This is a genomic window from Gimesia panareensis (assembly GCF_007748155.1).
Classification (GTDB): domain Bacteria; phylum Planctomycetota; class Planctomycetia; order Planctomycetales; family Planctomycetaceae; genus Gimesia; species Gimesia panareensis.
This window is the reverse complement of the sequence record NZ_CP037421.1, coordinates 2,596,265-2,620,444: the sequence shown is the minus strand read 5'-3', so window position 1 is coordinate 2,620,444 and position 24,180 is coordinate 2,596,265. Positions and strand designations below refer to the sequence as shown.

General features: G+C 51.8%; 16 protein-coding genes. 12 read left to right on the top strand and 4 right to left on the bottom strand.

All coding sequences use genetic code 11. The features are described 5' to 3' along the window. The first annotated feature begins 275 nt into the window (after positions 1-275). From Enr10x_RS09680 to Enr10x_RS09625, 12 genes are all read left to right on the top strand, one after another. On the top strand, positions 276-2,414 hold the full coding sequence (locus tag Enr10x_RS09680; protein ID WP_145108566.1) for an outer membrane protein assembly factor BamB family protein: 2,139 nt from the start codon (positions 276-278) through the stop codon (positions 2,412-2,414). Between the two features lie 40 nt (positions 2,415-2,454). Next, positions 2,455-3,312 (top strand): SIMPL domain-containing protein, encoded by an 858-nt coding sequence (locus Enr10x_RS09675; RefSeq protein WP_145108569.1) that lies wholly within the window; start codon positions 2,455-2,457, stop codon positions 3,310-3,312. 23 nt (positions 3,313-3,335) lie between these two features. After that, on the top strand, positions 3,336-4,379 hold the full coding sequence (locus Enr10x_RS09670; protein WP_197996548.1) for a prenyltransferase/squalene oxidase repeat-containing protein: 1,044 nt from the start codon (positions 3,336-3,338) through the stop codon (positions 4,377-4,379). 59 nt (positions 4,380-4,438) lie between these two features. Further along, positions 4,439-5,482, top strand: a complete 1,044-nt coding sequence (locus Enr10x_RS09665) for an AAA family ATPase (protein ID WP_232093434.1) — start codon at positions 4,439-4,441, stop codon at positions 5,480-5,482. Further along, complete coding sequence (locus tag Enr10x_RS09660) at positions 5,460-6,443, top strand: DUF58 domain-containing protein (RefSeq protein WP_145108572.1); 984 nt, start codon at positions 5,460-5,462, stop codon at positions 6,441-6,443. The genes Enr10x_RS09665 and Enr10x_RS09660 overlap by 23 nt, the downstream gene beginning before the upstream one ends. Positions 6,444-6,470: 27 nt before the next feature. After that, the gene (locus Enr10x_RS09655) at positions 6,471-8,609 is read left to right on the top strand and encodes a BatA domain-containing protein (protein WP_145108575.1); all 2,139 of its coding nucleotides are present in this window, start codon (positions 6,471-6,473) and stop codon (positions 8,607-8,609) included. Between the two features lie 15 nt (positions 8,610-8,624). Further along, on the top strand, positions 8,625-11,039 hold the full coding sequence (locus Enr10x_RS09650; RefSeq protein ID WP_145448890.1) for a vWA domain-containing protein: 2,415 nt from the start codon (positions 8,625-8,627) through the stop codon (positions 11,037-11,039). Positions 11,040-11,072: 33 nt separating this feature from the next. Next, on the top strand, positions 11,073-13,226 hold the full coding sequence (locus Enr10x_RS09645) for a hypothetical protein (protein WP_145108581.1): 2,154 nt from the start codon (positions 11,073-11,075) through the stop codon (positions 13,224-13,226). A 52-nt stretch (positions 13,227-13,278) separates the two neighbouring features. Further along, the gene (locus Enr10x_RS09640) at positions 13,279-14,739 is read left to right on the top strand and encodes a hypothetical protein (protein WP_145108584.1); all 1,461 of its coding nucleotides are present in this window, start codon (positions 13,279-13,281) and stop codon (positions 14,737-14,739) included. Continuing rightward, on the top strand, positions 14,739-15,374 hold the full coding sequence (locus Enr10x_RS09635) for a hypothetical protein (protein ID WP_145108587.1): 636 nt from the start codon (positions 14,739-14,741) through the stop codon (positions 15,372-15,374). The genes Enr10x_RS09640 and Enr10x_RS09635 overlap by 1 nt, the downstream gene beginning before the upstream one ends. Before the next feature lie 5 nt (positions 15,375-15,379). Then, positions 15,380-17,185 carry an NPCBM/NEW2 domain-containing protein gene (locus Enr10x_RS09630; protein ID WP_145108590.1) on the top strand — a complete coding sequence of 602 codons (1,806 nt, stop codon included), beginning with the start codon at positions 15,380-15,382 and terminating at the stop codon, positions 17,183-17,185. Positions 17,186-17,347: 162 nt separating this feature from the next. After that, positions 17,348-18,652: a hypothetical protein gene (locus Enr10x_RS09625; RefSeq protein ID WP_145108594.1), complete on the top strand. Its 1,305-nt coding sequence runs from the start codon at positions 17,348-17,350 to the stop codon at positions 18,650-18,652. A 48-nt stretch (positions 18,653-18,700) separates the two neighbouring features. Here Enr10x_RS09625 and Enr10x_RS09620 read toward each other — a convergent pair whose 3' ends face one another. From Enr10x_RS09620 to asnB, 4 genes are all read right to left on the bottom strand, one after another. Further along, the gene (locus Enr10x_RS09620; RefSeq protein WP_145108597.1) at positions 18,701-19,702 is read right to left on the bottom strand and encodes a site-2 protease family protein; all 1,002 of its coding nucleotides are present in this window, start codon (positions 19,700-19,702) and stop codon (positions 18,701-18,703) included. 173 nt (positions 19,703-19,875) lie between these two features. Continuing rightward, the gene (gene pgsA / locus Enr10x_RS09615) at positions 19,876-20,505 is read right to left on the bottom strand and encodes a CDP-diacylglycerol--glycerol-3-phosphate 3-phosphatidyltransferase (RefSeq protein ID WP_145108600.1); all 630 of its coding nucleotides are present in this window, start codon (positions 20,503-20,505) and stop codon (positions 19,876-19,878) included. A gap of 130 nt (positions 20,506-20,635) precedes the next feature. Next, complete coding sequence (locus Enr10x_RS09610; protein WP_197997551.1) at positions 20,636-22,006, bottom strand: outer membrane protein assembly factor BamB family protein; 1,371 nt, start codon at positions 22,004-22,006, stop codon at positions 20,636-20,638. A 107-nt stretch (positions 22,007-22,113) separates the two neighbouring features. Next, a complete protein-coding gene (gene asnB / locus Enr10x_RS09605; protein WP_145448888.1) occupies positions 22,114-24,126 on the bottom strand; it encodes an asparagine synthase (glutamine-hydrolyzing) in 2,013 nt (670 codons plus the stop codon). Positions 24,127-24,180 lie beyond the last annotated feature (54 nt).

Below are 24,180 nucleotides of genomic sequence, written 5' to 3'. Positions count from 1 at the left end.
GAAGCTGCAGGGGTATTAAGAAAGATTCTTGAAAAGTAAAAAACCGGGCAATTTGTGCTTGAATTACTGAACACGTTCTGGTGTACAATGATTTAACAGTGTCAGGGCGGACTTGGACAGAGTCACAGGTTTTTGAAAATCGCTCGAAAAAGAGACATAAACCTGGAACTCGCTCCACCCCACATCGATCCTATTCCATGTTCTGACTGATCGCGCCAATACAACTGATTGATTTACTGAACCAACTAGCCCATTCCCAAATTGCAGGATGGATTATGTTAGCTAAAGGTGCGCCTGTCTGCTGTTTTCGGAACAGGAAAAATGGATTCTCGCCGTTCCCTGGCTGTCTGACTCTGTTGAGTCTGCTGCTGTTCGCTGGACGTCTGCCTGCACAGGTCGCTGTGGAAGTTGTCGCGGAAACTACGGTACAGACATCCGAGACGGCACCTCATAAAATTCCGGGCTTCAGTATTTCGGTGGACGAAAAGAAACTGAACCTGCTGGATGATTATGAACGCTATGTGCGTCATCAAATGTGGGAAAAAGCACTGACGACGATCAAAGAACTGTCTGCTTCCAAGTCCACATCTGCCCTGCTCCCCACCCGGGATGGATTTCTGATTGATGCGGACCAGCGGATTTTCCGGGCGCTCACCTCTCTGCCAGCGGAGGGACGCGAAGCGTATCGCTTGTTCTTTGATGGGAAGGCCCGCAAAGAGTTTGCAGAACTTTCCGAGAAAGGTCAGCTCTTTTCTCCTGACTCGAAAAAGCAGCTCGTGCAGATCTACTACCAGTACTTTCTGACGTCGATTGGTGATGATGTTGCAGATCTGCTGGGGGATCAGGCATTTGAACGGGGAGATTTTATACAGGCTGCCCAGTACTGGCGTTCGATTCTGGACCATCATCCGGATACCAGCCTCCCGGAACTGGATCTGAATGTGAAGTATGCTCTGGCTCTGATCCGAGGGAGACAGACAGGCCAGGCAGCGGCAACGATCGAAGTGATCTCACAACAGTTTTCAGGGCAAAAAGTGACTCTGGGGGGGAAGTCAGTAGATCCGGTGCCCTACCTGAAGTCGCTGCTTCCCGAGAAGCTCACAGTTAGCTCATCTACGAAACACAACCAGGGAGCGAATCATCTCACCCGGGCACTTGATCTGCCAGACTCAAAAACAGAACCGCGCTGGCAGATTCATTTTCTGGATAAAGCCGTCGAACAGGCATTGCAGAATTCGCAAAACGATTATTACGGGCGACGAAAATCGTACGCAACCTACGTGCCTCCCATGGCTGTTGACCAGCAACATGCCTATTTCAATTATTACGGTGTCTGTTTTGGAGTCGATTTACAGACTGGAAAACTACTCTGGCGAAGTGCGAAATTTAAAGATCTGGGGAATCATTTCAATAACTACAGTTTTCATCAGTCCAGCCATCTGAACCAGTACCACGTGGCAGTCAGCGGAAATTATGTGCTGACGACGCTGATTCCGCAAAAGGAAATGAACCGTTATCGCGCCTGTTATCGACTGACTGCCTACCATAAAGACACGGGTAAACAACTCTGGCAGAGTAAAGTGAATAACGAAAGTTTTATCTGTGAGCCGTTAGTTGACGGAGAGCAGATTTATGTGATTTCACATATGCAAAATAATAAACAGCTGAAACTGGATTGTCTCTCTTTGAAGACTGGTAAAAGAGAATGGAGTATTCCCCTGGGTTCAGTCGTCGCTGGAAACTCTTCCAATGGCATGGTCAACATGCCCTCTCCCCTGCTCCAGAAAGAGGGGGATCAACTGCTGATCCTGACCAATAATGGAGCCCTGTTTGACATTTCTCTGGCGAGCAGGTCTATCAACTGGGTATTTCGATATTCGTACCCTGTCAATCAGACTGATTCTAATTATTACTATGCTGCCGTTGATGAAGAAGTCGAACTGCATTCTCAAGGGCAGTTGTTCCGTGCTCGGAATCTGCTCTTCTTCAAAGAGGCCGGCGCCAATGAAGTATACGCCTTGGATCTGGCTGCCAAGAAAGTTCTCTGGAAACGTCCGATCAAAGTATCAGCCCAACTGGTGGGGATTGATGATCAGCATGTTTACCTGCTCTCAAAAGAGATGGAAGCCCTGGACCGTCAATCAGGTCGCCTGAACTGGGCGGTCTCTTTACCCGTGGAAGCAGGTGGCTTGAGTGCTGTGATCGGTTCCGGGCAGGCCTGGGTCTTTACCAGTCGGGGTGTTTTTGAAATTTCCAAAACAAACGGTGACATCATCGATATCTACCGGGGGCACGATCTGAATTCGATGGGTGGCGCGATCCAGCTGAAACAGGGATTGCTCATCTGTGTCTCGAACCAGGCTGTGACTGCGTATCCCACTCGATCTGTAGAACGGCAGACTTCAGGACCTTAACCGGATTTATCACTTTACAACTTAGAAGATGGATTAAAAAATGTGCGGCAAGTTTCAACTGATACAAAAACGTCTCTTCCTCACCCTGGTGCTGGTCCTGTCCTGCCTCGCGTATTTACCTCACGCTTCGGCCGATGATGAAAATGGAATAACGGTGATCGGGACAGGTGTAGTTGAAGCGAAGCCCTCAGTAGTTGAGTTGACCGGGCTGGTTCTGGGACAGGGGCAGCTGGCCGGAGATGCTGTTACCAAGTATCACGGCAACCGGAGGCGTGCTGAAGAGGCATTCAAAAATCTGAAAATACCGGGGCTGGTGATCGTGGAAGAAGGCATGTCGCTCTACTCGTCCCTGAATGCCAGCCAGATGCAGGCGATGATGCGTGGGATGCCTGTCAATAATACACAGTCGCAACAACTGTCCGTTTCCGAAACACTCAAACTGCGATTGACCGGAATCGACAAAATGAGTTCGGAGGAACTCCTGGAAATCATCGTTCGTATTGTTGATGCCGGCAAGGACGCGGGAGTGATTATCGGTAATGATACAACCCCGATGGTCCCCGGGACGTACAATGCCTCCAAGGCGCGTAATACAATGGCGGCATTCAAGATTCAGAACGTGGAAGTTTTAAAAAACAAAGCGTATGCCAAAGCGTTAGAGGACGCGCGAGCTCAGGCTGAAACCCTGGCGAAGCTGGCAGGAGGGAAACTGGGGAAAGTGGTCGCCATCAATGCCGTTGATCCGAATCAGAAGAGCAGCGACAGTTCCAGCAGAGTACTGGCGCAGTATATGGCTGTGTTGGGGATGCGCGTCGGCCAGTCGGAGGAACAGGCTTCGGCGCTGTTTAAAGCAATCCCCGTCTCTGCAGTGGTGCGTGTGACCTACGCCATAGAGTAACTATCTAAAAAATCGGGCTTCAAATGAATATCGCTTCAATATTCCAAATGGGTTGCGGGTGTCTGTTTCTGCTGTGCAGTTCTGCGCAAGTAAATGCTGAAGAAATTCTGCCGAAGCATGTCACTGTTCCCACCGTCAAGTCGATTCAGAAAGGTCTAGATTATCTGGCCAAACAGCAGACGACGGGGGGGAGCTTTCAGACGACACAGGATGGGAGCACTTATCCCGTTTCGATGACCTCACTGGCCGGAATCGCGTTCCTGGCGAACGGGAACACCCCGACGCGGGGGCCTTATGCCGATCAGGTGAGGAAAGCAACCGAGTATGTTCTAAGCCAGGCCCAGGGAAACGGCCTGATTGCAGCTGGTGCAGAAAATGGGCGTCCCATGTACGGACATGGTTTCTCACTGCTGTTTCTGTCCAGCGTGTATGGAATGGAAACGGATGCGAAAGTCCGGGCCCGGATTGCCAAAGTGGTCAAGGATGGGATTCAGTTAACGTCTTCCGGGCAGAGCTCGCTGGGAGGCTGGATTTACACACCAGGCGGTGGTGATGAAGGGAGTGTGACAGTCACCCAGATGCAGGGCCTCCGTGCCGCGCATAATGCTGGTTTTACGGTCCCCAAGGGGACCATTCAGAATGCCGTCCGTTACCTGGAACTCTGTCAGACACCCGAGGGTGGGATTCGCTACTCTTATCATTCCGGCAATGATACGCGACTGCCCATTTCCGCAGCCGCAATCACCTGTCTTTACTCCGCCGGAGAATATGAATCACCCCTGGCGGAAGAATGTATGGAGTATGTCTATGGACAGTTCAAGAACCGGAAAAGCGGTTTTCAGTCGGGACATTATTTTTATTTGAACCTGTATGCCTCGCAGGCGTTTTATCAGGCAGGAGATGAGTACTGGGACGCCTACTTTCCAGGACAGCGTGACAGCCTGATTAAATCACAAGCCTCAAACGGGAGCTGGAATGGCGATGGCGTCGGTCCAATCTTTGGAACCAGTGTCGCGTTAATTGTTTTGCAGCTGCCCTATAAGTTTTTACCGATTTACCAACGATAATTGACAGTCATGGCGACCGGCAGAATAGCTGGTAGAACAGGGAGTGAATCTTGTCTGATATGAAAGCAGCACCAGATATGGCAGCTTTGGAAAAACTCAAGGCTGCCCAGGAACGGATTCGTGAGCAGATCCGCACGGTTGTGGTTGGTCAGGACGATGTGGTCGAACAATTGCTGGTCAGTATTCTGGCGGGAGGACATTGTATCCTGGAAGGCGTCCCGGGACTGGCCAAGACTCTGCTGGTCTCCACGCTGGCCAAGAGCCTGTCTCTCGATTTCGGTCGCATCCAGTTTACTCCCGACCTGATGCCCGCCGATATCACCGGGACCGATGTGATCTACGAGGATCGACAGACCGGAACACGCGAATTCAAGTTTATTGAAGGGCCGATATTTACCAATCTGCTATTGGCAGACGAAATCAACCGCACACCTCCTAAAACACAGGCGGCACTGCTGCAGGGTATGCAGGAAAAAAATATCTCCGCGGGGACAAAACATTATCAGCTCCCCCGCCCGTTTTTCGTGCTGGCCACTCAGAATCCGATTGAACAGGAAGGGACCTATCCCCTGCCCGAAGCTCAGCTGGACCGGTTTCTGATGAAGATTATCGTCAAGTATCCGACCCGTGATGAAGAACGTCAGATTTATAAAACGGTGACTGGTGAAGAACTGCCGGAACCGGAATCGACTTTGACGGGAGAAGAGGTTCTGGAACTTCAGCATCTGGTTCGCCGGGTTCCGATCAGTGATTTCCTGGTGGACTACACGATGGATCTGATCCGGGCGACGCGGCGAGACAGTGAAGATGCACCGGAGTTTATTAATCGCTGGGTACTGTGGGGGGCTGGTCCGCGCGGCGGTCAATCGCTCATTCTGGCAGCCAAGGCACGCGCAGCCCTGTATGGGCGGCCTGAAGTCTCTGTTGAAGACCTGCAGGCGGTCGCCAAAGCGGTCTTACGACATCGGATTGTGCTGTCTTACAACGCGGAGTCGGAAGGGCAGACGCCGGATACGGTGATTGAAAAACTGATCGCTGAGACGCCATTACATCAGAGCACAGCCGGAAAGGACGGGCAGTTTGAACACATACTTAAATCCTGAGATCGCAGGCAGTCTGGCCGGTATTGGATTTAAGGCCCGTCAGCCGGTCGAAGGTTCGATTGCCGGACTGCACCGAAGTCCCCTGCATGGGCTCTCGCCGGAATTTGCCGACTATCGCAGTTACACACCCGGCGATGATCTGAAAAATCTGGACTGGAAAGCGTACGCGCGTTCCGATCGGTTTTACATCAAGCGTTTCGAAGAAGAATCCAATTTACGGGCCGTCTTCATTGTCGATTCGTCCTCTTCTATGAAGTACGGCGCACCAGAGTATTCTAAGTATGATTGTGCGGCGACAATTGCAGTATCTCTGTCATCTGTATTGTTGAAACAACGTGATGCCGTCGGCCTGGCGATTCTGAATGATCGCGTGCAGGAAGATCTGCGGACCGGGAGTACTGCGTCGCATCTGGCTAAGTTTATGGAAGTGCTGCAAAACGTCGAACTGCAGGGAGAAACCGACATCGGTCCCGCCGTATCCCAGGTGGCAGATCAGATACATCGTCGGGGGATTGTTGTGGTACTTTCCGATTTACTGACACCCCTGGATCCGTTTTATGAATCTCTGGGCAAGCTGCAGTACGCGGGCCATGAGGTGATCGTGATGCATGTACTGCACCGCGATGAAGTCGAGCTCCCATTTAAGGACTCCGTGATCTTCAAGGATATCGAAGGTGAAGAAGAGATCTTTGCCGAGCCCTGGGCATTCCATAAGGCTTACCAGGCGGCGATGGAAGAATTCATTCAGGAAACTCGGCAGCGTTGTCAATTCTGTGGAATCGATTATCTGCAGATCTTCACCGACGATGACCTGAGCAGGGTGTTGAGCAGCTATTTGCATAATCGACAGTATGCAGGTTCCAAAACGCACCGGGGGCGAATGACCTCGCTCGGTGGTGCATCCAGTTCAGAAATGCTGGAAACGGACTCCCCTGCTCCGGATAACAGAACGAAACCATAAACAGAAGGTGATCAACGAGACAACACCATGCATTTCCTGGCCCCTCTATTACTGACGGGAACGGTTCTGGCAACCGCTCCTATCATCATCCACCTGTTAAACCGCAGACGGTTTATCAGAGTGGACTGGGCGCCGATGGAATACCTGAAACTGACACTGAAAACCAACCGCAGGCGGTTACGGCTGGAACAATGGTTGCTACTGGCAATCAGGACACTGGCAGTCCTGGCCCTGTTTCTGGCTGTTGCCCGTCCCATCAGTTCCGGGACGAATCTGGCTGGATTTCTGGCAGTGGAAGGTCGGGCAAGTCGCGTGATCGTCCTGGATGATTCATTGAGCATGGCGTACCAGACTGGCGAGCAGTCTTCATTCAGCCGGGCCCAAAATGCAGTTCGGCAGGTGCTGAACCAACTGGGCCCTCAGGATTCCGTTTCGGTGGTTCTGGCCTCACAGCCGACGCAGCCCCTGGTTCGCATGGCGCATCTCACAGAAAAGGAACGGGATAAATTGGTCTCACGGATGAATGAACTCCCTTCCTGCCAGATGGCCAGCCATTGGATTTCAACTCTGGAAGACGTGGATCGTCAGTTGGAAGAAGCGACATTTCCAGTCAAGGAAGTGATTATCGTTACTGATCTCTGGTCTGCCGGCTGGACCTCGGAAGTACGGGATCTGTTTGATCGCTGGTCTGGAGACCAGGTGACAGTACGTTTTATCGATATTGGTGCCGAGCCGACCGGCAACCGGGTATTACGTTCTCTGGAGCAGAACAGCCGGATTGCTCTGGTGGATCAGGAAGTCAAACTGACTGCCGTAATCGAGAATTCCAGCACGGAGCCGTTGAAGTCAGGACAGGCTCTACTGGATGTGGACGGTAATATCACTCCCGTCACATTGCCGGAAATCCCGGCAGAGAAAACCGTCAGTGTGCCGGTGAGTGTGCGCTTTGATCAACCCGGCCAGCATGTGGTTAAGCTGTCAATTCCCGCCGATCAGTTACTGGAGGATAACATCTGTCGGAAGCTGGTCAACGTGCGTCAGATGGTCGATGTGGTACTCGTCGATGGAGAGCCCGGGCTTAATCCCTTTGAAAGTGAAACTGACTTTCTGGCGCTGGCTTTGTCTGCCGGTAATTCTAACTGGCAGGTCACGCAGGCGGAAAGTTCGACCTGGAAATCTCAGCTGCTGACGGCACCGGATTTGATTGTACTGGCGAACGTAGATCAACTGTCGAAGGAGCGGGTGGCAGAACTGGAAGAGCTGGTTTCACTGGGGACCGGATTAATGATTTTCGCTGGTGATCAGTGTGATCTGCAGCTGTATAACGAACGACTCTTTAAGGGAGGAAAAGGGCTGTTACCCGCCCGCATCAATCAGATTCAGGACCTGCAGTCGCAGGGGCTGGTGGTTGAGCCGATTGCCGATTCGCCCATTGAACTGCTCAAGAATTTAACCCCGGAACTGTTGAGCCGGGTACGCCCTCGTCGATTTGCCGATGTTGTACTCGATCCCGGTGAAGAAAAACAGGTTCGCGTATTGGCACGCTGGAATGATCCACAGCAGTCCCCTGCAGTTCTGGAAAAGCGTTTTGGCGAAGGACGCGTGCTGTTCTGGAGCATTACCGCGGATAAGAGCTGGAGCGACTGGCCGGCGGAGGCGAGTTTTGTGCTGGCGATGCGTGTTGCAGCACAGGAGATCGCTGCTGAAATCCAGCGTGGCGAGAATCTGATTGCCGGTGAACCGATTCACTTCGAACTGGAAACAATCACAGCTCCCCAGTCTGGAGAACTGATCTGGCAGGATCGTGATCTGAAACCGCAGGAAATTCGGTTTGGTTCTGAAGCAGAAACGAAAACTATTTTGACATCTGATCCGATCCGATTTGCGGGGGTCGTGCAAGCAGCGTGGCAGGATACGCAGACCGGTGAACAGTCACAAAAATTTGCGATCAATGCGAATGTGGAAGATTCGTTACAGGACAAATTGAATGAGCAGGAATTACAGCAGTACCTGGGCCGGATGCCCTTGAAGCTGATTCGTTATCAGGGCAAGGAAATGGATCTGTCCACAGCCGGAACTGAGTTATGGCGTTACCTGGCCGTCGTGTTACTCGGCTGCCTGATCTCCGAGAGTATGCTGGCGACCTGGATTGGTCGTCGTCGATAAAGAGAGACTTGTTACTTGAACCGATTTCTGGAAATGTTGTTCGGCATTCAATCTTCGTCCTGGACCGAAGGGGGCCACTGGTCTGCGCAGTGGGTCGGCCTACCATCCGGCGATCGGATGCTGTTCCTCATTCTGGGAGTTCTGGTTCTGGTGATCGGAGGCTGGTGGTTGTATCAACGCGATGCCCGTCAGGTTCCGCTGCTCCGCCGCTGTATGCTGTATGGGATTCGGATTGCGCTGGTTCTGTTGGTAATCGCGATGCTGCTCGAACCGATTCTGGTGTTGAGCAAAGAAGAAAAGATTCCCTCGCATCTGCTGGTGCTGCTCGATACTTCACAGTCAATGTCATTGAACGATGCCTGGCAGGACGAGGAACAGGCGATGGATGTCTCCCGCGGGCTGGGCATGTCGTCCGATGTTGACGCGCTTCGCAGAATGAACCGTTTGCAGCTCGCGCACAAACTGGTTAATGAATCATTTCTGAAGGATCTGTCTGCCGATGGCACCCGCACAGTTCATTTACACAGCTTCAGTGATAAATTCGATCCGGAAGCTCTGTCAGTTTCCAAAGAATGGCAAGCCGGTGGGAATGCAACTGCGATTGCCAGCTCCCTCCGACAGGCGCTACTCTCGTACTCGGGAATGCCGTTGTCGGGAGTTCTGCTGATCAGTGATGGTCAATCGACCTCAGGTGAACCGCCTGAAGAGGTCTTACAGATGCTGTCCGATGAAGGGATTCCTCTGGTTTCTGTCGGAGTGGGTACAACCGATGGGCCACGAAATGTAGCGATTACAGAACTGGAAGTCAGCCCGGTCGTATTTGTGCAGGATGCGAATCAGCTGACCGTGCATATTGAGTCCCGGGGAATGCAGGCCGAATCCGCGACGCTGTTGATAGAACAACGCCGTAATGGAGGTCCCTGGCAGGAATTCATCAATGAGGATATCGTGCTGAATCTGGATGGCCAGTTGCAACCCAGGACCTATCAGTTCAGCGAAACTAAAACCGGTAAGGTCGAATTTCGGGCAAAAATGATCGATACGGGACCGGAGATTTCACAGGATGACAATCTGGCCTCTGCCGAAGTACGAGTAATTCGCCAGCGGTTGAACGTGCTGTTTATCGCCGGATCCACGTTTCCGGAAGTGCAATTTCTGCGAAATACGTTTCTTCGGGATCGCCAGATTAACCTTTCGACCTGGTTGATGGCGGCAGACAAAACCTACGAGCATCCGGGCGATCTACCGATCCGCCGCTTGCCCGTCACCCAGGAAGAACTGAATGAATATGACTGTGTGATTCTGTACGACCCCGATCCCAACGGCTGGCCCATCAACTTTCCGGAATTGCTCACCAATTTTGTGACCAAAGCAGGAGGTGGACTGGTCTATATCGCCGGTGAAATGCAGACTGCCAATATGTTCGATCATCAGTCAGATCCGTCATTGGGCTGGTTAAATTTATTACCCGTGATCCGGGAACCGGGATTGTTTCGCTCACAGGTCCAGATTCGATTAAGCGCCCGCTCTCCATGGAAACTGGATGTGACGGATCAGGGAGTACAGGACTCGATATTTAACTTTGCCAGCGATAAACAGGCGAACGAACAGCTTTTAAAAAACCTGCCAGGCATGTTCTGGCATTTTCCGGTAACGAAAGCAAAGCCGGGGGCCACTATCCTCGCGGTCCATGCGGATCCCCGCATGCGGAATGAGTATGGTCAGGAAGTGCTGATTGCTTCCCAGCGCGTGGGGCCCGGGTGGTCGATTTTTATCGGCTTTGACAGTACCTACCGCTGGCGTTATCTGAATGAGCAGTTATTCGATGGTTTCTGGGCCCGTGTAGTCGATCGTGCCGGGCGGAGCAAACAGCTGGGGGGCAATTATCCCTTCAGGCTGTCGACCCCACAGGCACAATATCAGCCGGGAGGACAGGCAAAGATCGTGGCCCGGTTTCTGGATGAGACACAGGTCGAACCGGGGTTACAGCGTCTGTATGGCGAAGTGGAACGGGGCGATGATCAGCCCGTTCCTCTGACGTTGACCGAAGGGAATCAGCGCGGCGAATTTTCAACGACGTTCCCGGTGACGCAGCCGGGGACTTATTTTGTGCGTGTCTGGATGGGAGACGAAGCGGCTGGGGCAACTGTGAAGGCGGCTACGATGCCGATCAAAGTCGAATTCCCCAACCAGGAACTGGAAAACCCGGCACTGGATGAAGCGTATCTGCAGACAATGTCGAGCTCGACAGGGGGCCGCGTTTATCAGTTGTCTGAAGCAGAGAAAATCGTAAATGCCTTCAAGATTAAACAGGTCTCCCGGTTTCTGGAAGAACGTCAGGAAATCTGGGATGCCCCGATTTTCTATATCCTGATTTTTGGATTACTGGTCACCGAGTGGATTGTGAGAAAGTGGTGTCGCCTGATTTAAATATCAGTCGTTGGTCGTAGGAGTCAGTGTTTAATGTCCGAGTCTCAGTCGCGTGAATTCGCAGAATTGCAGAGCACGATTTCCAGGAAACTGGATCGCGTGGGGCGTGCAATGCGCCGGCATATTTTGCTGGAAGCAGCTGCACGAATTGGACTCGCTGTGCTGGGGCTGACTGCTGTTTCTCTCCTGTTTGACTGGTGGCTGGAACTGAGTTTGGCGACTCGCATCGGATGTCTACTGGTGGGACTGGGAATCTTCAGTTATCTGGCCTGGCGCTATATCTATCTCCCCTTCCAGGTAACACTGTCACCGATTGAAGTCGCCAACCTGATCGATCGCTCACGAAAAGTGAATAATCAGCAGGCAATTGCGCCTCAAGTGGCAAGTCTGTTACAGTTGCCCGGTCACCTGGCTGAAGCGGAACAGTCGGAAGAGATGATTGAGCGGGCCGTTCAGGAGAATTATCAGCGGCTCAGCGATTATCCTTTCGAAAAATCGATCAATCAAAAGCATACGCAAGCCTGCTTGCTGGGACTAATGGTAGCGGTGCTGATTCCAATCTGTTTTCTGGTTGTGCTGCCTGCTGCGGCACAATTGTGGGGTGCACGCTGGTTGCTCGGCTCCAATCAGCCCTGGCCGCGCGATACTCAGCTGATCGTCGTCGGACTCAAAGAAGGACAATGGGTGCTGCCGCGAGGAGAATCAGCGACGTTACAAATCCAGGTAGAAGATGCAGCGGAACCGACGGAGAGTGTCTGGCTTTCTCTGGAGGATGAGAACGGCGAGAGTGAGACGATCACCATGAATCGCTTTCAGGCGGGTGATTTCCGCTATGAACTGCCTCCGGTTCAGCTGCCGATTCAGGCACTTGCCTGGGGGGGCGACGGTCAGACGGAGCCGTTCATGATCGTCCCCATTGATCGCCCCCGGATCACGGATTTGAAGATTCACGCAACGCATCCCCGTCGGTCAGAACCATTTGTGTCACATTTTTCCGCCAGTGAAGGGAATGTAAGACTCCTGCCCCAGTCTCAGGTGACTCTGGAATTAACCACGAATGTGAAAGTCCGGCAGATTGACGTTGATTCTGAGGATGGTTCGTTACAATGGAAGAGTACAGATGGTAAGCATTTTCAGACGGCATGGACGCATGAGCGGCCGGTGAATTTCAAGTTGATTCTGCATTCGTCTGAGCACGAAATCAGTTCACATCCCCGTCCGGTTTCGATTGGGGTACAGCCGGACCGCAGTCCCCGTTTGAGTTTTCGTTATTCGGGATTGCGGCAGCGAATTACCCCCCAGGCGACGATTCCATTTTCAATCATTGCCCGCGATGATTTTGGAATTCGTCAGGTGGGGATGAATTCGGAAGTGCCGTTAACCGGAATAGCCACTACGGAGAAAAAAGCAGGAGAAACATCTTCTTCAGCACCTGAAAACTTAAAGCATCAGCAGAATTATCCTGTATACGGCCCGGAGGATCCAGCCGTGGAGACTGTCGTCGAGCATGAGCAACGGGTTTCGATAGCTGAGATGAAATTGAACCCGGGAGCCGTGATCACGTTTCAGAGTTTTGCGGAAGATAACTGTTTCACAGGGCGTCAGAAAACAAACTCTCGTGAACTGGTATTTCGGATTGTCAAACCGGAAGAGCTGTTCCGTGAGATTCTGTTACGGCAACAGCAATTAAGATCGCGACTGAGGAAGGCACGCGATCAGGCGGAACAGTTACGCGACAAACTGAAGCTGGCACAGAATCTGGACGAGGCAGCGACCTGGCTCCGGCAGCATCAACTGGTCAGGCGGGAGGTGGGCCAGGTCAGTCACGCTTTGAACAGTTCCGTGGAAGAGATGAAATTAAACCAGTTAGGAGGCGCGGAAACCTGGCAGTTGATTGAACAGACAGTACTCAAACCATTACGTAATCTGCACGATCGCGATATGGAACAACAACGACAGTCTCTGGAATCGCTACGCAGCCAGAGTCCCGAGCCGCTCACTCAGTTGACAGAACAACAGGATCAGATTTTGAAGTCGATGGATCAGATTTTGAATAACATGGCCCAATGGGACAGCTTTATTGACGTTGTCAATCAGTTGAACGCAGTCATTAAGCTGGAACAACTGGTCAAAGACAAAACAGAAGAACTTAAAAAGAAGCAGACTGATTCCATTTTTGATAACTAAATGGTGTGACGCGCCGTCACATTGAATCCCCCCTGTAATGGAGGTTAGGGAAATGCGAAACAGACAGAACATGAACATAAAGGCGATCGCCTGGCTGGTGGCTTTGACCATGCTGACCGGATATCTGCAGGCTGCAGATAAAACAGAGGCTGCTTCCAATGCCTCGGTCAACTCGACTGAGAAAGTGACACCTCAAAAACGGATTCAATTTGAGCAGGATAAAGCCAGGGCGCACATGCAGGAATTGGAAGAGCGAATGTTCCGGCTGTCCAAGCTGATCCAGGAATCGCAACCCGAGGATGCAGCCAGACTTCTGCTGGGGCTGCGTAAAGCGCGCGAACAGCTGATTCTGGATCGAATGGGGGAAGCCTCCAAAATGCTGGATGACTTGAAGCTGAATCAGGCTAATAAAGAACAGAAGGAAATACTGATTCTGCTGGAAGAATTGAAAAAGCTGCTGCTGACCGCTGATCTGGGACTGGAGCTCAAACTGGAACAGTTACGCAAGTTGATTGATTCACGCGAGACGTTGAACAAACTCATCAAAAAAGAAGAACTCCAGCTTTCCAATACACTTGAGCAACAGAAAAACAAGCAGACAGATCGGAAGAAATTCCAGGCGCTGGAAACCAGTGAACGCCGGAATCAGAAGTCAGCAGAAACCCTGCAACAGCAACTCCGTGAATATGGAGCGGCTTCGAAAGGGATTTGTAATTCTCTGTCGGGGGCCGGAAAGTGTATGGGAGGTGCCTGCAAAAAACTGGGAGAATCCAAGCCCAAGCCAGCGTCTCAGGAGCAGAAGAAAGCAATCGAACAACTGAGTCAGGCTCAGTTGGAAACGAAAAAACTGGAAGAACAACTGCGGAAAGAGGTCGAATCTCTGGTGCGTCAGCATGTGATGGACCAGTTGAAGGACATGATTGTACAGCAGAAACAGGTCCGTGAAGTCACCACCAAATTACAGGATCGTGTGGCGCAGAAGCAGAAACAGGCATTGGCCGCAGTGCGGCGGCTCTCACAGTCGGAAGAGAAAATCATCACTGTCTGTTCGGAGTCGATCGAACTGTGTGAGCTGACGCAGTTCAGCCTGGTCCTGCCAGTGGCGCTGGGAGCGGTCCGCGAGCAGATGGAATTTGTCAATGAGGGCTTGCTGCAGGGACAGGCGGATCAGGAGATCATAGACGATCAGCGTCAGATCGAAAAAGACCTTCAGGCGCTGCTGGATGCCATGCAGGAAGCTTCGCGACCGGTCAGCAAGAATGGTGGTGGGCAGTGCAAAGGCTGCAAAGGCAATCGGAACAAACTACTCGCTGAAGTCAAAATGTTGCGCTGGATGCAGCAGTCAGTACATCAGCGTACCGAGAACCTGGATCAACAGATTGCCAAAAAGAAAATCTCAGCTGATTCTCAGCAGGAACGACTCGATCTGCTGACGATTCGGCAGAAAGAAATCGATACGATTACGGGGCGCTTGCACAGCATGACCTGCCCTCATTGTCTGGGAGGTGAATAATGAATCGTATTTGCTGTTTATGTGCACTGAGTGTCGCCGCCTGTTGCGTGACCGCCTGGATTGGAACAGTCCAGGCATTTGGCGCTGACCGCGATGCGGAGCCGGAAAAAACCATTGAAGCAGCCAAACCGACTTCCACACCTGGAAAAGATTTACCACTCCTCTTGCCGGAAAAGAAGGACGTAATGCCATTGATTCGGGACGATGCCTGGCTGAAGGATCCATTTAAAAACATTCAGACTGACGTCAAATCGGTAATTGATGATTTTGATCATGGTCAGACAAAGAAACCGGCGAAAACGACACAGCCTCGCATTATAACGCGGCTGGATACTCTGATTGAAATGCTGGAAAAATCGTGCAAGAAAGGGGGAGGTTCCGCGGGGCCCAATCCCACACGACCGGCCAATTCTTCAACGCTTGGAAAGGGGCCCGGCGGCCAGGGGGATCTCAGGGCTCCTGATAAAAAAGGTCGCAACTGGGCCGATTTGACTCCGAAACAGCGGGAAAAAATTCTGCAGTCGCGGACAGAAGGGTTTCCCCCCGGCTATGAAGACATTCTGGCAGACTACTTTCGGCGACTGGCACGGAACCAGGATCTGAAAAAAACAGAACCCTCTGACAAAAAAGAGTAAGACCCATGGATCGTATTTTGCGTTCGTCTCTCTGTGGAATGGCCCTCATGATGCTCTGCTTAAGCCAGAGGGGACGGGCAGACGAAATCCTGCTTTATGACGGTAAAAAGATCAGCGGACAAATCCAGAAGATCGATGTGGATGCATTGACTGTCGAAGTTGGTAAAGCGACACGGAAAGTGAATCTGTTTGATATTACCTCTTACAAGTTTGTTCAGCCTGCCCTTCCCCGGAATGTCAGTCAGTTGTTGATCGACGGTGAGAAGCCCAGTTATGCCAAAGGGCCGCGCACTGCGAAAGTGAAATTGCGCAAGGGCTATCAACGGTTTACCCTCCCTTTCTATCACACGTTGGGAGTCGCAAAGCTCGAAATCAAAATGTCGGGACCGGGGCTCAAAAATGCCGAGGTTCCCAGGGAGATGCTCTCGCGCGTGACAGATCAGGTGCGGAAGATCGCCACAAGTGAGTATCGTGTGGATAAAGCGGGTTTTCGATTACCGTTGGATGTCAAGCAGCCGGAGCGTTACGTAGCCTATCGATTGCTGGAATGGAAAGATCCTGATGCTGTGAAATCGATATTGGATTTACGCTATCTTCCCGTGAAACGATACGGAGCGAGTCCTCGACTGGCGCTGCTCACAAAACGGAGTGCCATTCATTTCGGTATTATCTATGAGGGACTGATCAAGATCCCGCAGGATGGTGAGTATACGTTTTCGATCGAGACCGACAAAAACAGCAAGGCCCAATTGTATATCGGCGATTTTCCGCGTGAATTGTATCGCAAGTCCAAAGGAAAGAAAGCATCCGGTTGGCAGATCGCCTTTGCCGAACAGGGAAAACTGACTGGAGAGATCAAAAAATGGGATGCCAATGGGATTGGCGTCAATCTGCCGGTGGCTTCTCAGGATGTCGAAGTCACATTGATCCCAGAGGCGGTACATGAGATCTGGAAGATGGCTGAGGGATTCAGTCAGCCGGCCAGCCCTGAACGAAAAAATGAATCCAAGACTGAGGATACCGCTTACATCCGGACCAGTGATGGTAAGGTCGTTCGAGTTGTTGGTGAAGTGTTAGGAATGAATGACCAGAGCCTGCGTTTTCTTTATCAGGGTCAGGAGCGGGAGGTCAAACGGGAGCGAGTCGTGGGACTGGTCCTGCACAAAAAACGAAGTGAGAAAAAAAATCATCTGAAACTGATGAGTCTGAACAGGTTGATTGGTGGTTCTCAGGTTCCCGGAGTTGTCGCTTCTGATGAGGCTTCGCAGGTGACGATCAGGCTCCCCTGGGGAGAGCAGGTTTCTATCTCCAGAGAAGATCTGGAGTCTGTCAAAACGATTAACGCCCGCTCTGTATCATTGACAGAAATGATTCCGGAAAGTGTGACTCAGGTTCCCTTTTTTAATCAGATTCTGCCGTATCAGGTGAATCGTTCGTTCTCCGGAAAAGATTTACAGATAGGAAAGCAGGTCTTCAAGAAAGGCTTGTGTGTGCACGCGAAGACGGTGTTGGTATATCAACTTGATCAGCAATTTGAAAAATTCAACGTGACACCTGGCTTACAGAATGGAACGGGTGAATTAGGAAATGTGGCGGTTTCCATCGTAGCAGATGGAAATACTCTGTTTGAGAATCAGGAATTCACCAGCCAGACGCAACAGGAGTCGCTGAATGTGGATGTGAGTGGCTGTTCAACTCTGACACTGACCGTAGATTTTGGTAAGAACCAGAATGTCGGCGATCGGTTTGTCTGGGGGGCTCCCCAGTTGATCCGGGCGTCTCCTCAGGGGCTGGCCGTGAGTAAAAAATAAAATCGACTTAAGTAAATGACGATAACAGAAATGTGTGAGAGAAAGATGATCAATCCGGATTCCCGTGCTATTCGAAGTTTCTATAGACGATCATTCCATACCAGATACGGTGTATTGTTTAGTGGGGTAGCTGCCTGCTGTCTCTGCTGGCACTGGCTGACGATGAGCAGTCTTGCAGCGGAGCCTCAAACGGGTGAGTCTGGACTGACTGTACGTGATGTGGGGGTGTATCTGGTTTCAGCTCACGGCAAAAAAATGAACGATGCCAGTCTGTTTCGTTCTACTCTTCCGGGGTATATGCAGTCACGGCGATTGAGCGCAGATGCCGAGGAAAGTGATAAACCCACGCCCCTGGGACTGATTACATTCCAGGGTTCGGAAGTGAAAGACCTGGATATTCTGGTGGAATTTCCCTCCGGTCGGTTTCTGTCACATTGGCCGACAGCGAGGATCCAATCCCGACGAATTTACTGGCGTTCTCAGAATCTGTCGAAGTCCAGTTCTCTTAGTTACCAGATACCTGACTTGCACTGGCTGAGTCCCCTGCAGAAGGCAGATCGGCTGTTTGTGAACGGTAACAACAAATGTGAACGCTTCATTCTGTATGACATTGAGATTATCCATGCCCCTGAAATTACGATGACGCATTCCGCAGATGGATATCAGATTCAAAGTCGAGAGCCAGGGGATTTGCACCATCTGACCATCATTCAACCGACTGACGATCCGGACAGTTGGAAACTGGCAGCGGTTGACAGTGTGCCGGGATTATTGAAAAAAACTCCCCAAACTCAAACGAAACCAGGTGAGAAAGCGAAACCGGATGAAGTGAACCCGCTCTCTGATGCCGAGCTTAAAGTCAAAGCAGCAGCCGAAAAGGCAAAACAGTTAAAAGTCCTGGGTAATCAACTGCGAAATGTCGGTGCCCTGCCTCAACTGTTACCTGGTAATTCCACAGACAAAAAGAAAAAAGCAGCGGCTAAGAAACCTGCAGCAAAAGTGGAGCCGGTTAAAGTTCCGTATGTTGATACCAAGGCTGTTGCAAAACAGCGGATTTTGGATTTCTGGAGCAAGTATCTGGGGGATCAGGGGCTGGGAAAGCCGGAGGTTGATCATTTGCTGCGAATTCTAAGTGAATATGGTTTTCGGGACGATCAGGCCACGGTTATTTATTGCATGGATGAGGGGTTTCTCGACAAGAGCATTCCTCTGGAGATCACACCTTATCCAGAGGTTCTGCGTCGAACTGCGATTGTCATTCTGGTGGACGTAGATCCCGCTCTGCAAAATCATATTGATCAGCTGATCGCACAACTGGGAGACCCGGTCTGGGCCAAACGGGAACAGGCACAGAAACAGCTGGAGGAATATGGTCGGGCCGCACAGAAGCAGCTGCAACAGGCCACGAAACACAAGGACCTGGAGATTGTATATCGCTCTGAACAACTCCTGGAGCAAATCAAGTGATCCTGACCTGAAGGTGCGGTCCTCTGTATTGTTCCTTGCCCGCCCTTCTTAGTGAATCGTGATCGGGGTCACGGTGAAGCCAATGATGAAAAAGGCCAGCGTCGACCAGCCAATGATGGTTCGCATGGGGCCCAGTTTGACTGTGTCATCGGCTGTTGGAGGATGAGCCACCCCGAAGAATATGAGCAGCAGGATCAGCAGTGAATACGAGAATTCACCGGTATAAGACATATATCCAATCGCGGAGAGCAGGATCAGATATGCGATGGTATTGGCCCGCTTACCAATCAGTGTATACAGGATATGACCTCCATCCAGCTGACCGATGGGAATCAGGTTTAAGGCTGTGATGAAAATTCCGACCCAGCCTGCGAACAGCATGGAGTTCATGGCAATTTCCTGATTTTCAGCCAGGGGGCCATGCACCAGCGTAATCATCCATTTCAGGATCAGGGGTTCGCCAAAGCTCACTGCACCCGATTCGGGAATGACTGTTTCTACCGTTGAATTGAGCAGCCCCCAGTAAGCGAACGGGATGGCAAACACCAGACCGGCCAGCGGTCCGGAAACGGCGATGTCAAACATCTGTTTGCGATTGGCAACTCCACCCCGCTGGAGAATGACAGCGCCCATGGTACCGAAGGGACTCATGGGCATGGGAATAAATAGCGGACGCGTGGCCGGGATGTGGTAACGCCGTGACTGTAGATAATGGCCCATTTCATGTGAGAGCAGAATCAGCATGACGGGGCCGGCGTAAGAGAAGCCATTGCTCAGAAACGTGGACCAGCCCATTGCGTTAATTTGATAGAATAACAGCTGTAACTGACCGGGAAGTGGCAGAAATGGCCCTTTGATGCCACCGACAATCAGAGTACTCAGGCACGTCAGGATAAACAGAATCAGCGGCATCTTACTGCGGGGCGGAGATGGAGGGCTGTGGTAAGCCGGCTGCCTGGTTGAATAATCCTTCACCTCGGTCTGATAGTCATCAGGTTGCACGACGATGATCTGGTCAGAAGGTGGTCGCGGCTGGTTTTCGTCAGTCATGCATATATTCAAAATTGAGAGTTGTTGAGTTTGACCCGTGGTTCAAACTCATTTTATACCGCAAAGCCGATAAAGATGAGCGGTGTTTTCGTTGAATTCTCATTTTTTTGCAATCCGGGTTTTCCCGGATCGGCTGGCGGAAGTGCGGGGGTAGCAGTGTTGAAAGACCGTGATTACAGCGGGTTACGTCTCAACATTCTGGAAGCGCGGAAGACATAATCGATTCCGCTATAGAGCGTAATCAGAGCAGCAGACCAGATAGTGATATCTCGCAGCAGCATAAATCCCGAAGTGTTAAAGGGCGGCTCCGGGCTTAATGATAACAGGCTGAGCACGACTGCAACGCATTGCACGCCCATTTTGATCTTACCGCTCCAACTGGCTGAAAAATCACGCCCCTGCTTTTCAAGAAAGCCGCGCAGGCTGGTAATGAACATTTCTCGTCCGATGATGATCAATACTAACCAGGCATTGACACCGGACGCGGTACCCCGTTCCAGCAGAAAAATAAAAGCACCGCAGATGATGATTTTATCAACGAACGGGTCCATGATCCGGCCCAGAGTTGTGACCTGATTGTATTTACGGGCAAAATACCCGTCCAGGAAGTCGGTCGCCGCTGCCAGAATAAACAGACAGGCAGAGGTCTTCCACCAACCTTCGAGGTAGATGATCACAAACAGGATCAATGAGAGTACCAGCCGACTGACGGTAATCAGATTGGGCAGGTTCCAGATTTCTGGCCCTAAGAGTTCCGTGCCCGGCCCGGGATTATCGGATTGGCGTTCCGAAGTCGAATTCATTTTGGCTTCAGGATCTTTGATTAAATAATGATTCAATTATCAGCGCACATCAGCACAGAGCACTCTAAGTGACTGCCCACTGGCATTCTATCGACTGGACCGGGAACTTTATAGGTCAGCTCTACGGCTTTTATGGGGATTCGTCAATCGGCTCTGCGACCGGAAGCTCATACGCGATGATTTGTGTATTACTCCGCAGAAATATGCGGTTTTCCGCATAGGCGGGATGAGCCCATGTCTCTCCTATCAGGTTGGTACGGGTCAATTCCCGGTAGCCGGCAGGTGTCAGCTCTGCCAGGATCAGGTCCCCCTCAGAGTTGAGAATCAGCGCACGAGGTTCCTGATGTTTGAGCCAGACCATGGTTGCCTGCGGATTGCGTGTATTTCCCGGCGTCATCCGATTGTCATCATCCCAGATTTTTTTTCCGGTTGCGAACTCAAAACAGGTCAGGCCGAACTTTTTATCGAGCAGGTAGGCATAACCGTCACGGTAGAGTGGTTGGGACATCAGGCCTCTCAGATTTCGACGGTCTTCCCATTTGAGATCGGCCTGCTCCGGTTGTGAACCCAGTTGAATCGCTTTGGAGCCATCCCAGTAGCCTGCGACAAAGACCAGTCCCTCATGGGCGATGGGGTTGGCAATTGCGACACCATAGGTGATTTTGTAAGGGACCGACCAGAAGTGCTGTCCGGTGTTTGGATCGATGCTGTGGATGTGATTGGGAGACCAGACGATTAATTGATTTTGTCCCTGGTGTTGAATCAGCAGAGGAGTGGCATAGCCGGCGGTATCGGAGAGGCTTCTCCAGCGCTCGGTACCTGTTTTCCGATCCAGGGCGACGATTGCAGTCCCCTGCTCTTTCCCTCCGGGCAACAGGATGACGAGGTCTCCGATCACATAGGGAGCAGCGGCATAACCCCATTGAGGAACTTTGCCCCCAAAGTCTGTGACAAGCTGTTTTTTCCAGATCACATCCCCGGTTTTTGCAGACAGACAGCGGACATCGCCCATGGTGCCCAGGGAGTAGACAACCTCTTCAACGATGGTCGGGGCAGCGCGTGGGCCATTTCCATAATCCAGGTCTTTATAATCACAGGGATACTCGTGTGCCCAGATCTTTTTGCCGGTCAGCGCGTCGAAACAGAGAATGCGTTCGATGTTCTGGCGTTTGACCCGGTGACTGTGAATCCCAGAGGCATTTTGCTGATCTTCAGCAGAGACCGCAGGGCGATCCATGACATAAACTTTTTGATGAGCAACTGAGATGCCTCCGTAGCCTCCTCCCAGATCGTGTGCCCAGAGTTTTTTCAGTCCCGACTTGGGCCAGTTCGTTTTAAGAGGTGGTCCGTTCCATGTCCCGTCACCACGCGGGCCACGCCATTGAGGCCATTCCTCCCAGGTCGTTTCTGTTTTGGTTGTGGGGGATATCGGCGGGGTTGCCTGAATGGTTGGAGGGGGGATCAGGCAGGTCAGGGCAATCAGCGGAAGTAAGGCACGCATGGTCATCTCTATATTGGCGGGAATCAGGAAGGCAGGCTGAATGATCAATACGACTTCATATTTTCCCTGATTGCTGGGGAAAGCTCAAGGGTTTCTCCAATAATCGCTTAGACCAGGGCTGCTTCCGGGAAATGATCGGGGATGGAAACGGGATCGATAAAAGTGCGGAACCACATCTCCAGTACGAGCAGCGACCAGAGGCGGGCGCTGTGATCCCATTGCTGATTCTGGTGTTCGCTGATGAGCTGTTCGACAGCCGCCCGGTTGAATATCTGGCGGTCGATCGCCCGCTGATCCAGTAGAACGTCGTGCAGCAGCGGTTTCAGTTCGTTGCGGAACCAGTGGTTGAGGGGAACGCCGAAGCCCATTTTCTTGCGGGTCTGAATTGATTCGGGCAGCAGATCGGCAAAGGTGTCGACCAGAATCTGTTTGCCACGTCCTTTATGCATTTTCAGGTCCAGTGGCATGACAGCCGCGAGTTCCGCAACATGGTGATCCAGAAACGGACTGCGGCATTCCAGACTGTGTGCCATGCTGGCGATGTCGACCTTGGTCAGGATGTCACAGGGGAGGTACGTCAGGACGTCGGTGGCTGTGGTGCGAGTTACAAAATCTCGATCGGGGCAAAGCTGATAGGCATCCAGCAGGAACTGGTCGGCGTCGAAACTCTGCAATTGCTCCCGAAAGTCCGGGGTATACATCTCCAGACGTCGTTCGGTGTCGAAAATGCCAACCCATTTCAGGTAGCGGCGTTCGGGGGGGACTGCGAGCCCTGCCAGGAATCGTTTGACCCGGCGACGGAATGATTTCTGTTCGACCGAGGCGGGCAGTTTCTGCCAAATCGAGGCGGTCATTGTTTTTTTGATGAACCCCGGGAGGCGATCAAACCATTGTGAAAGTGCGACAGCACGATAGCGGTCATAGCCGGCAAACAGTTCGTCGCCTCCGTCTCCCGAGAGGGAAACAGTCACTTCCTGGCGTGTGACCTGCGAAAGGTACATGGTGGGAATGGCGCTGCTGTCGGCGAATGGTTCATCGTAATGCCAGGCTAGACGTGGCAACATTTCGAGGGCTTCGGGCTCAACAACATATTCGTGATGCTCGGTTCCCAGCATTTTCGCTGCTTCGCGGGCATAGCTCCGCTCGTCAAACTGTTTTACCGGGAAGCCGATTGAAAAAGTGTGCACGGGGCGTTCGGACATGCTCTGCATCAACCCGGCAATGATGGTCGAATCGATTCCCCCGGAGAGGAACGCACCCAGCGGAACATCACTCCGCATGCGAATGCGGACGGATTCTGTCAGTGTGTGACGCAGTGCCTGGGACCATTCCTGCGGTGACTTGAACTGCAGGTCCGTTCGTGACTGGGGATCCTGGTAAGGAGGCGTCCAGTACCGTTCGACCGTGAGGTGTCCCTGTTCATAAATGGCGCGGTGCGCGGGGGGGAGCTTGTGATAGCCTTTGAGGATTGACCAGGGGTGTGGCACATATTGATAAGCGAGAAACAGGTCGATCGCATGCGGATCCACTTCCCGACTGGCATTAGGAAGCTGCAGGAGTGATTTGAGCTCACTGGCAAAACTCAACCGTCCCGGTTCTTCCCGGTAAAACAGGGGTTTCTGTCCGATGCGATCGCGTGCCAGCAGGAGACGCTGGCGACGCTCATCCCAGATACCGAAAGCGAACATGCCCCGCAGGCGTTCCACGCAGGCGGGGCCCTGCTCTTCATAGAGATGGACGATGACTTCGGTGTCGGACTCGGTTTTGAACTGGTGCCCCTGTTGTACCAGTTCGTTTCTCAGTTCCTGATAGTTATAGATCTCGCCGTTGAAAGCGATCCAGATGGTCCCATCTTCATTACAGAGAGGCTGATGTCCGGTTCCCAGGTCAATGATCGACAGGCGGCGATGTCCCAGTGCAGCCCCTGTTTCTGAACTCGGAGTGAAATCAGTGAGGTGACTTTCATCATCAAACAGAAATGATTTACGCGTCAGATCGGAATGATAGCCGCCCGCATCATCGGGACCCCGATGGGACAGGACACTGGTCATACTGCGGAGTACCAGTGGCGAGATATTCTTTTCCCGTGTGGTCCACGAGGTTCCGGTAATTCCACACATGATCTGGATTCTAAAACTGAAAGATGAGAGATGCGCTAAAATTAGAGACAATGA

Bases quoted from the DNA above. Each gene is read 5' to 3' on its own strand.
- asnB (WP_145448888.1), bottom strand. From the start codon at position 24,126: ATGTGTGGAATTACCGGAACCTCGTGGACCACACGGGAAAAGAATATC.
- Enr10x_RS09655 (WP_145108575.1), top strand. From the start codon at position 6,471: ATGCATTTCCTGGCCCCTCTATTACTGACGGGAACGGTTCTGGCAACC.
- Enr10x_RS09620 (WP_145108597.1), bottom strand. From the start codon at position 19,702: ATGACTGACGAAAACCAGCCGCGACCACCTTCTGACCAGATCATCGTC.
- Enr10x_RS09625 (WP_145108594.1), top strand. From the start codon at position 17,348: ATGAGCAGTCTTGCAGCGGAGCCTCAAACGGGTGAGTCTGGACTGACT.
- Enr10x_RS09665 (WP_232093434.1), top strand. From the start codon at position 4,439: ATGAAAGCAGCACCAGATATGGCAGCTTTGGAAAAACTCAAGGCTGCC.
- Enr10x_RS09610 (WP_197997551.1), bottom strand. From the start codon at position 22,006: ATGCGTGCCTTACTTCCGCTGATTGCCCTGACCTGCCTGATCCCCCCT.
- Enr10x_RS09640 (WP_145108584.1), top strand. From the start codon at position 13,279: ATGCGAAACAGACAGAACATGAACATAAAGGCGATCGCCTGGCTGGTG.
- Enr10x_RS09630 (WP_145108590.1), top strand. From the start codon at position 15,380: ATGGATCGTATTTTGCGTTCGTCTCTCTGTGGAATGGCCCTCATGATG.
- pgsA (WP_145108600.1), bottom strand. From the start codon at position 20,505: ATGAATTCGACTTCGGAACGCCAATCCGATAATCCCGGGCCGGGCACG.
- Enr10x_RS09670 (WP_197996548.1), top strand. From the start codon at position 3,336: ATGAATATCGCTTCAATATTCCAAATGGGTTGCGGGTGTCTGTTTCTG.
- Enr10x_RS09680 (WP_145108566.1), top strand. From the start codon at position 276: ATGTTAGCTAAAGGTGCGCCTGTCTGCTGTTTTCGGAACAGGAAAAAT.
- Enr10x_RS09675 (WP_145108569.1), top strand. From the start codon at position 2,455: ATGTGCGGCAAGTTTCAACTGATACAAAAACGTCTCTTCCTCACCCTG.
- Enr10x_RS09635 (WP_145108587.1), top strand. From the start codon at position 14,739: ATGAATCGTATTTGCTGTTTATGTGCACTGAGTGTCGCCGCCTGTTGC.
- Enr10x_RS09645 (WP_145108581.1), top strand. From the start codon at position 11,073: ATGTCCGAGTCTCAGTCGCGTGAATTCGCAGAATTGCAGAGCACGATT.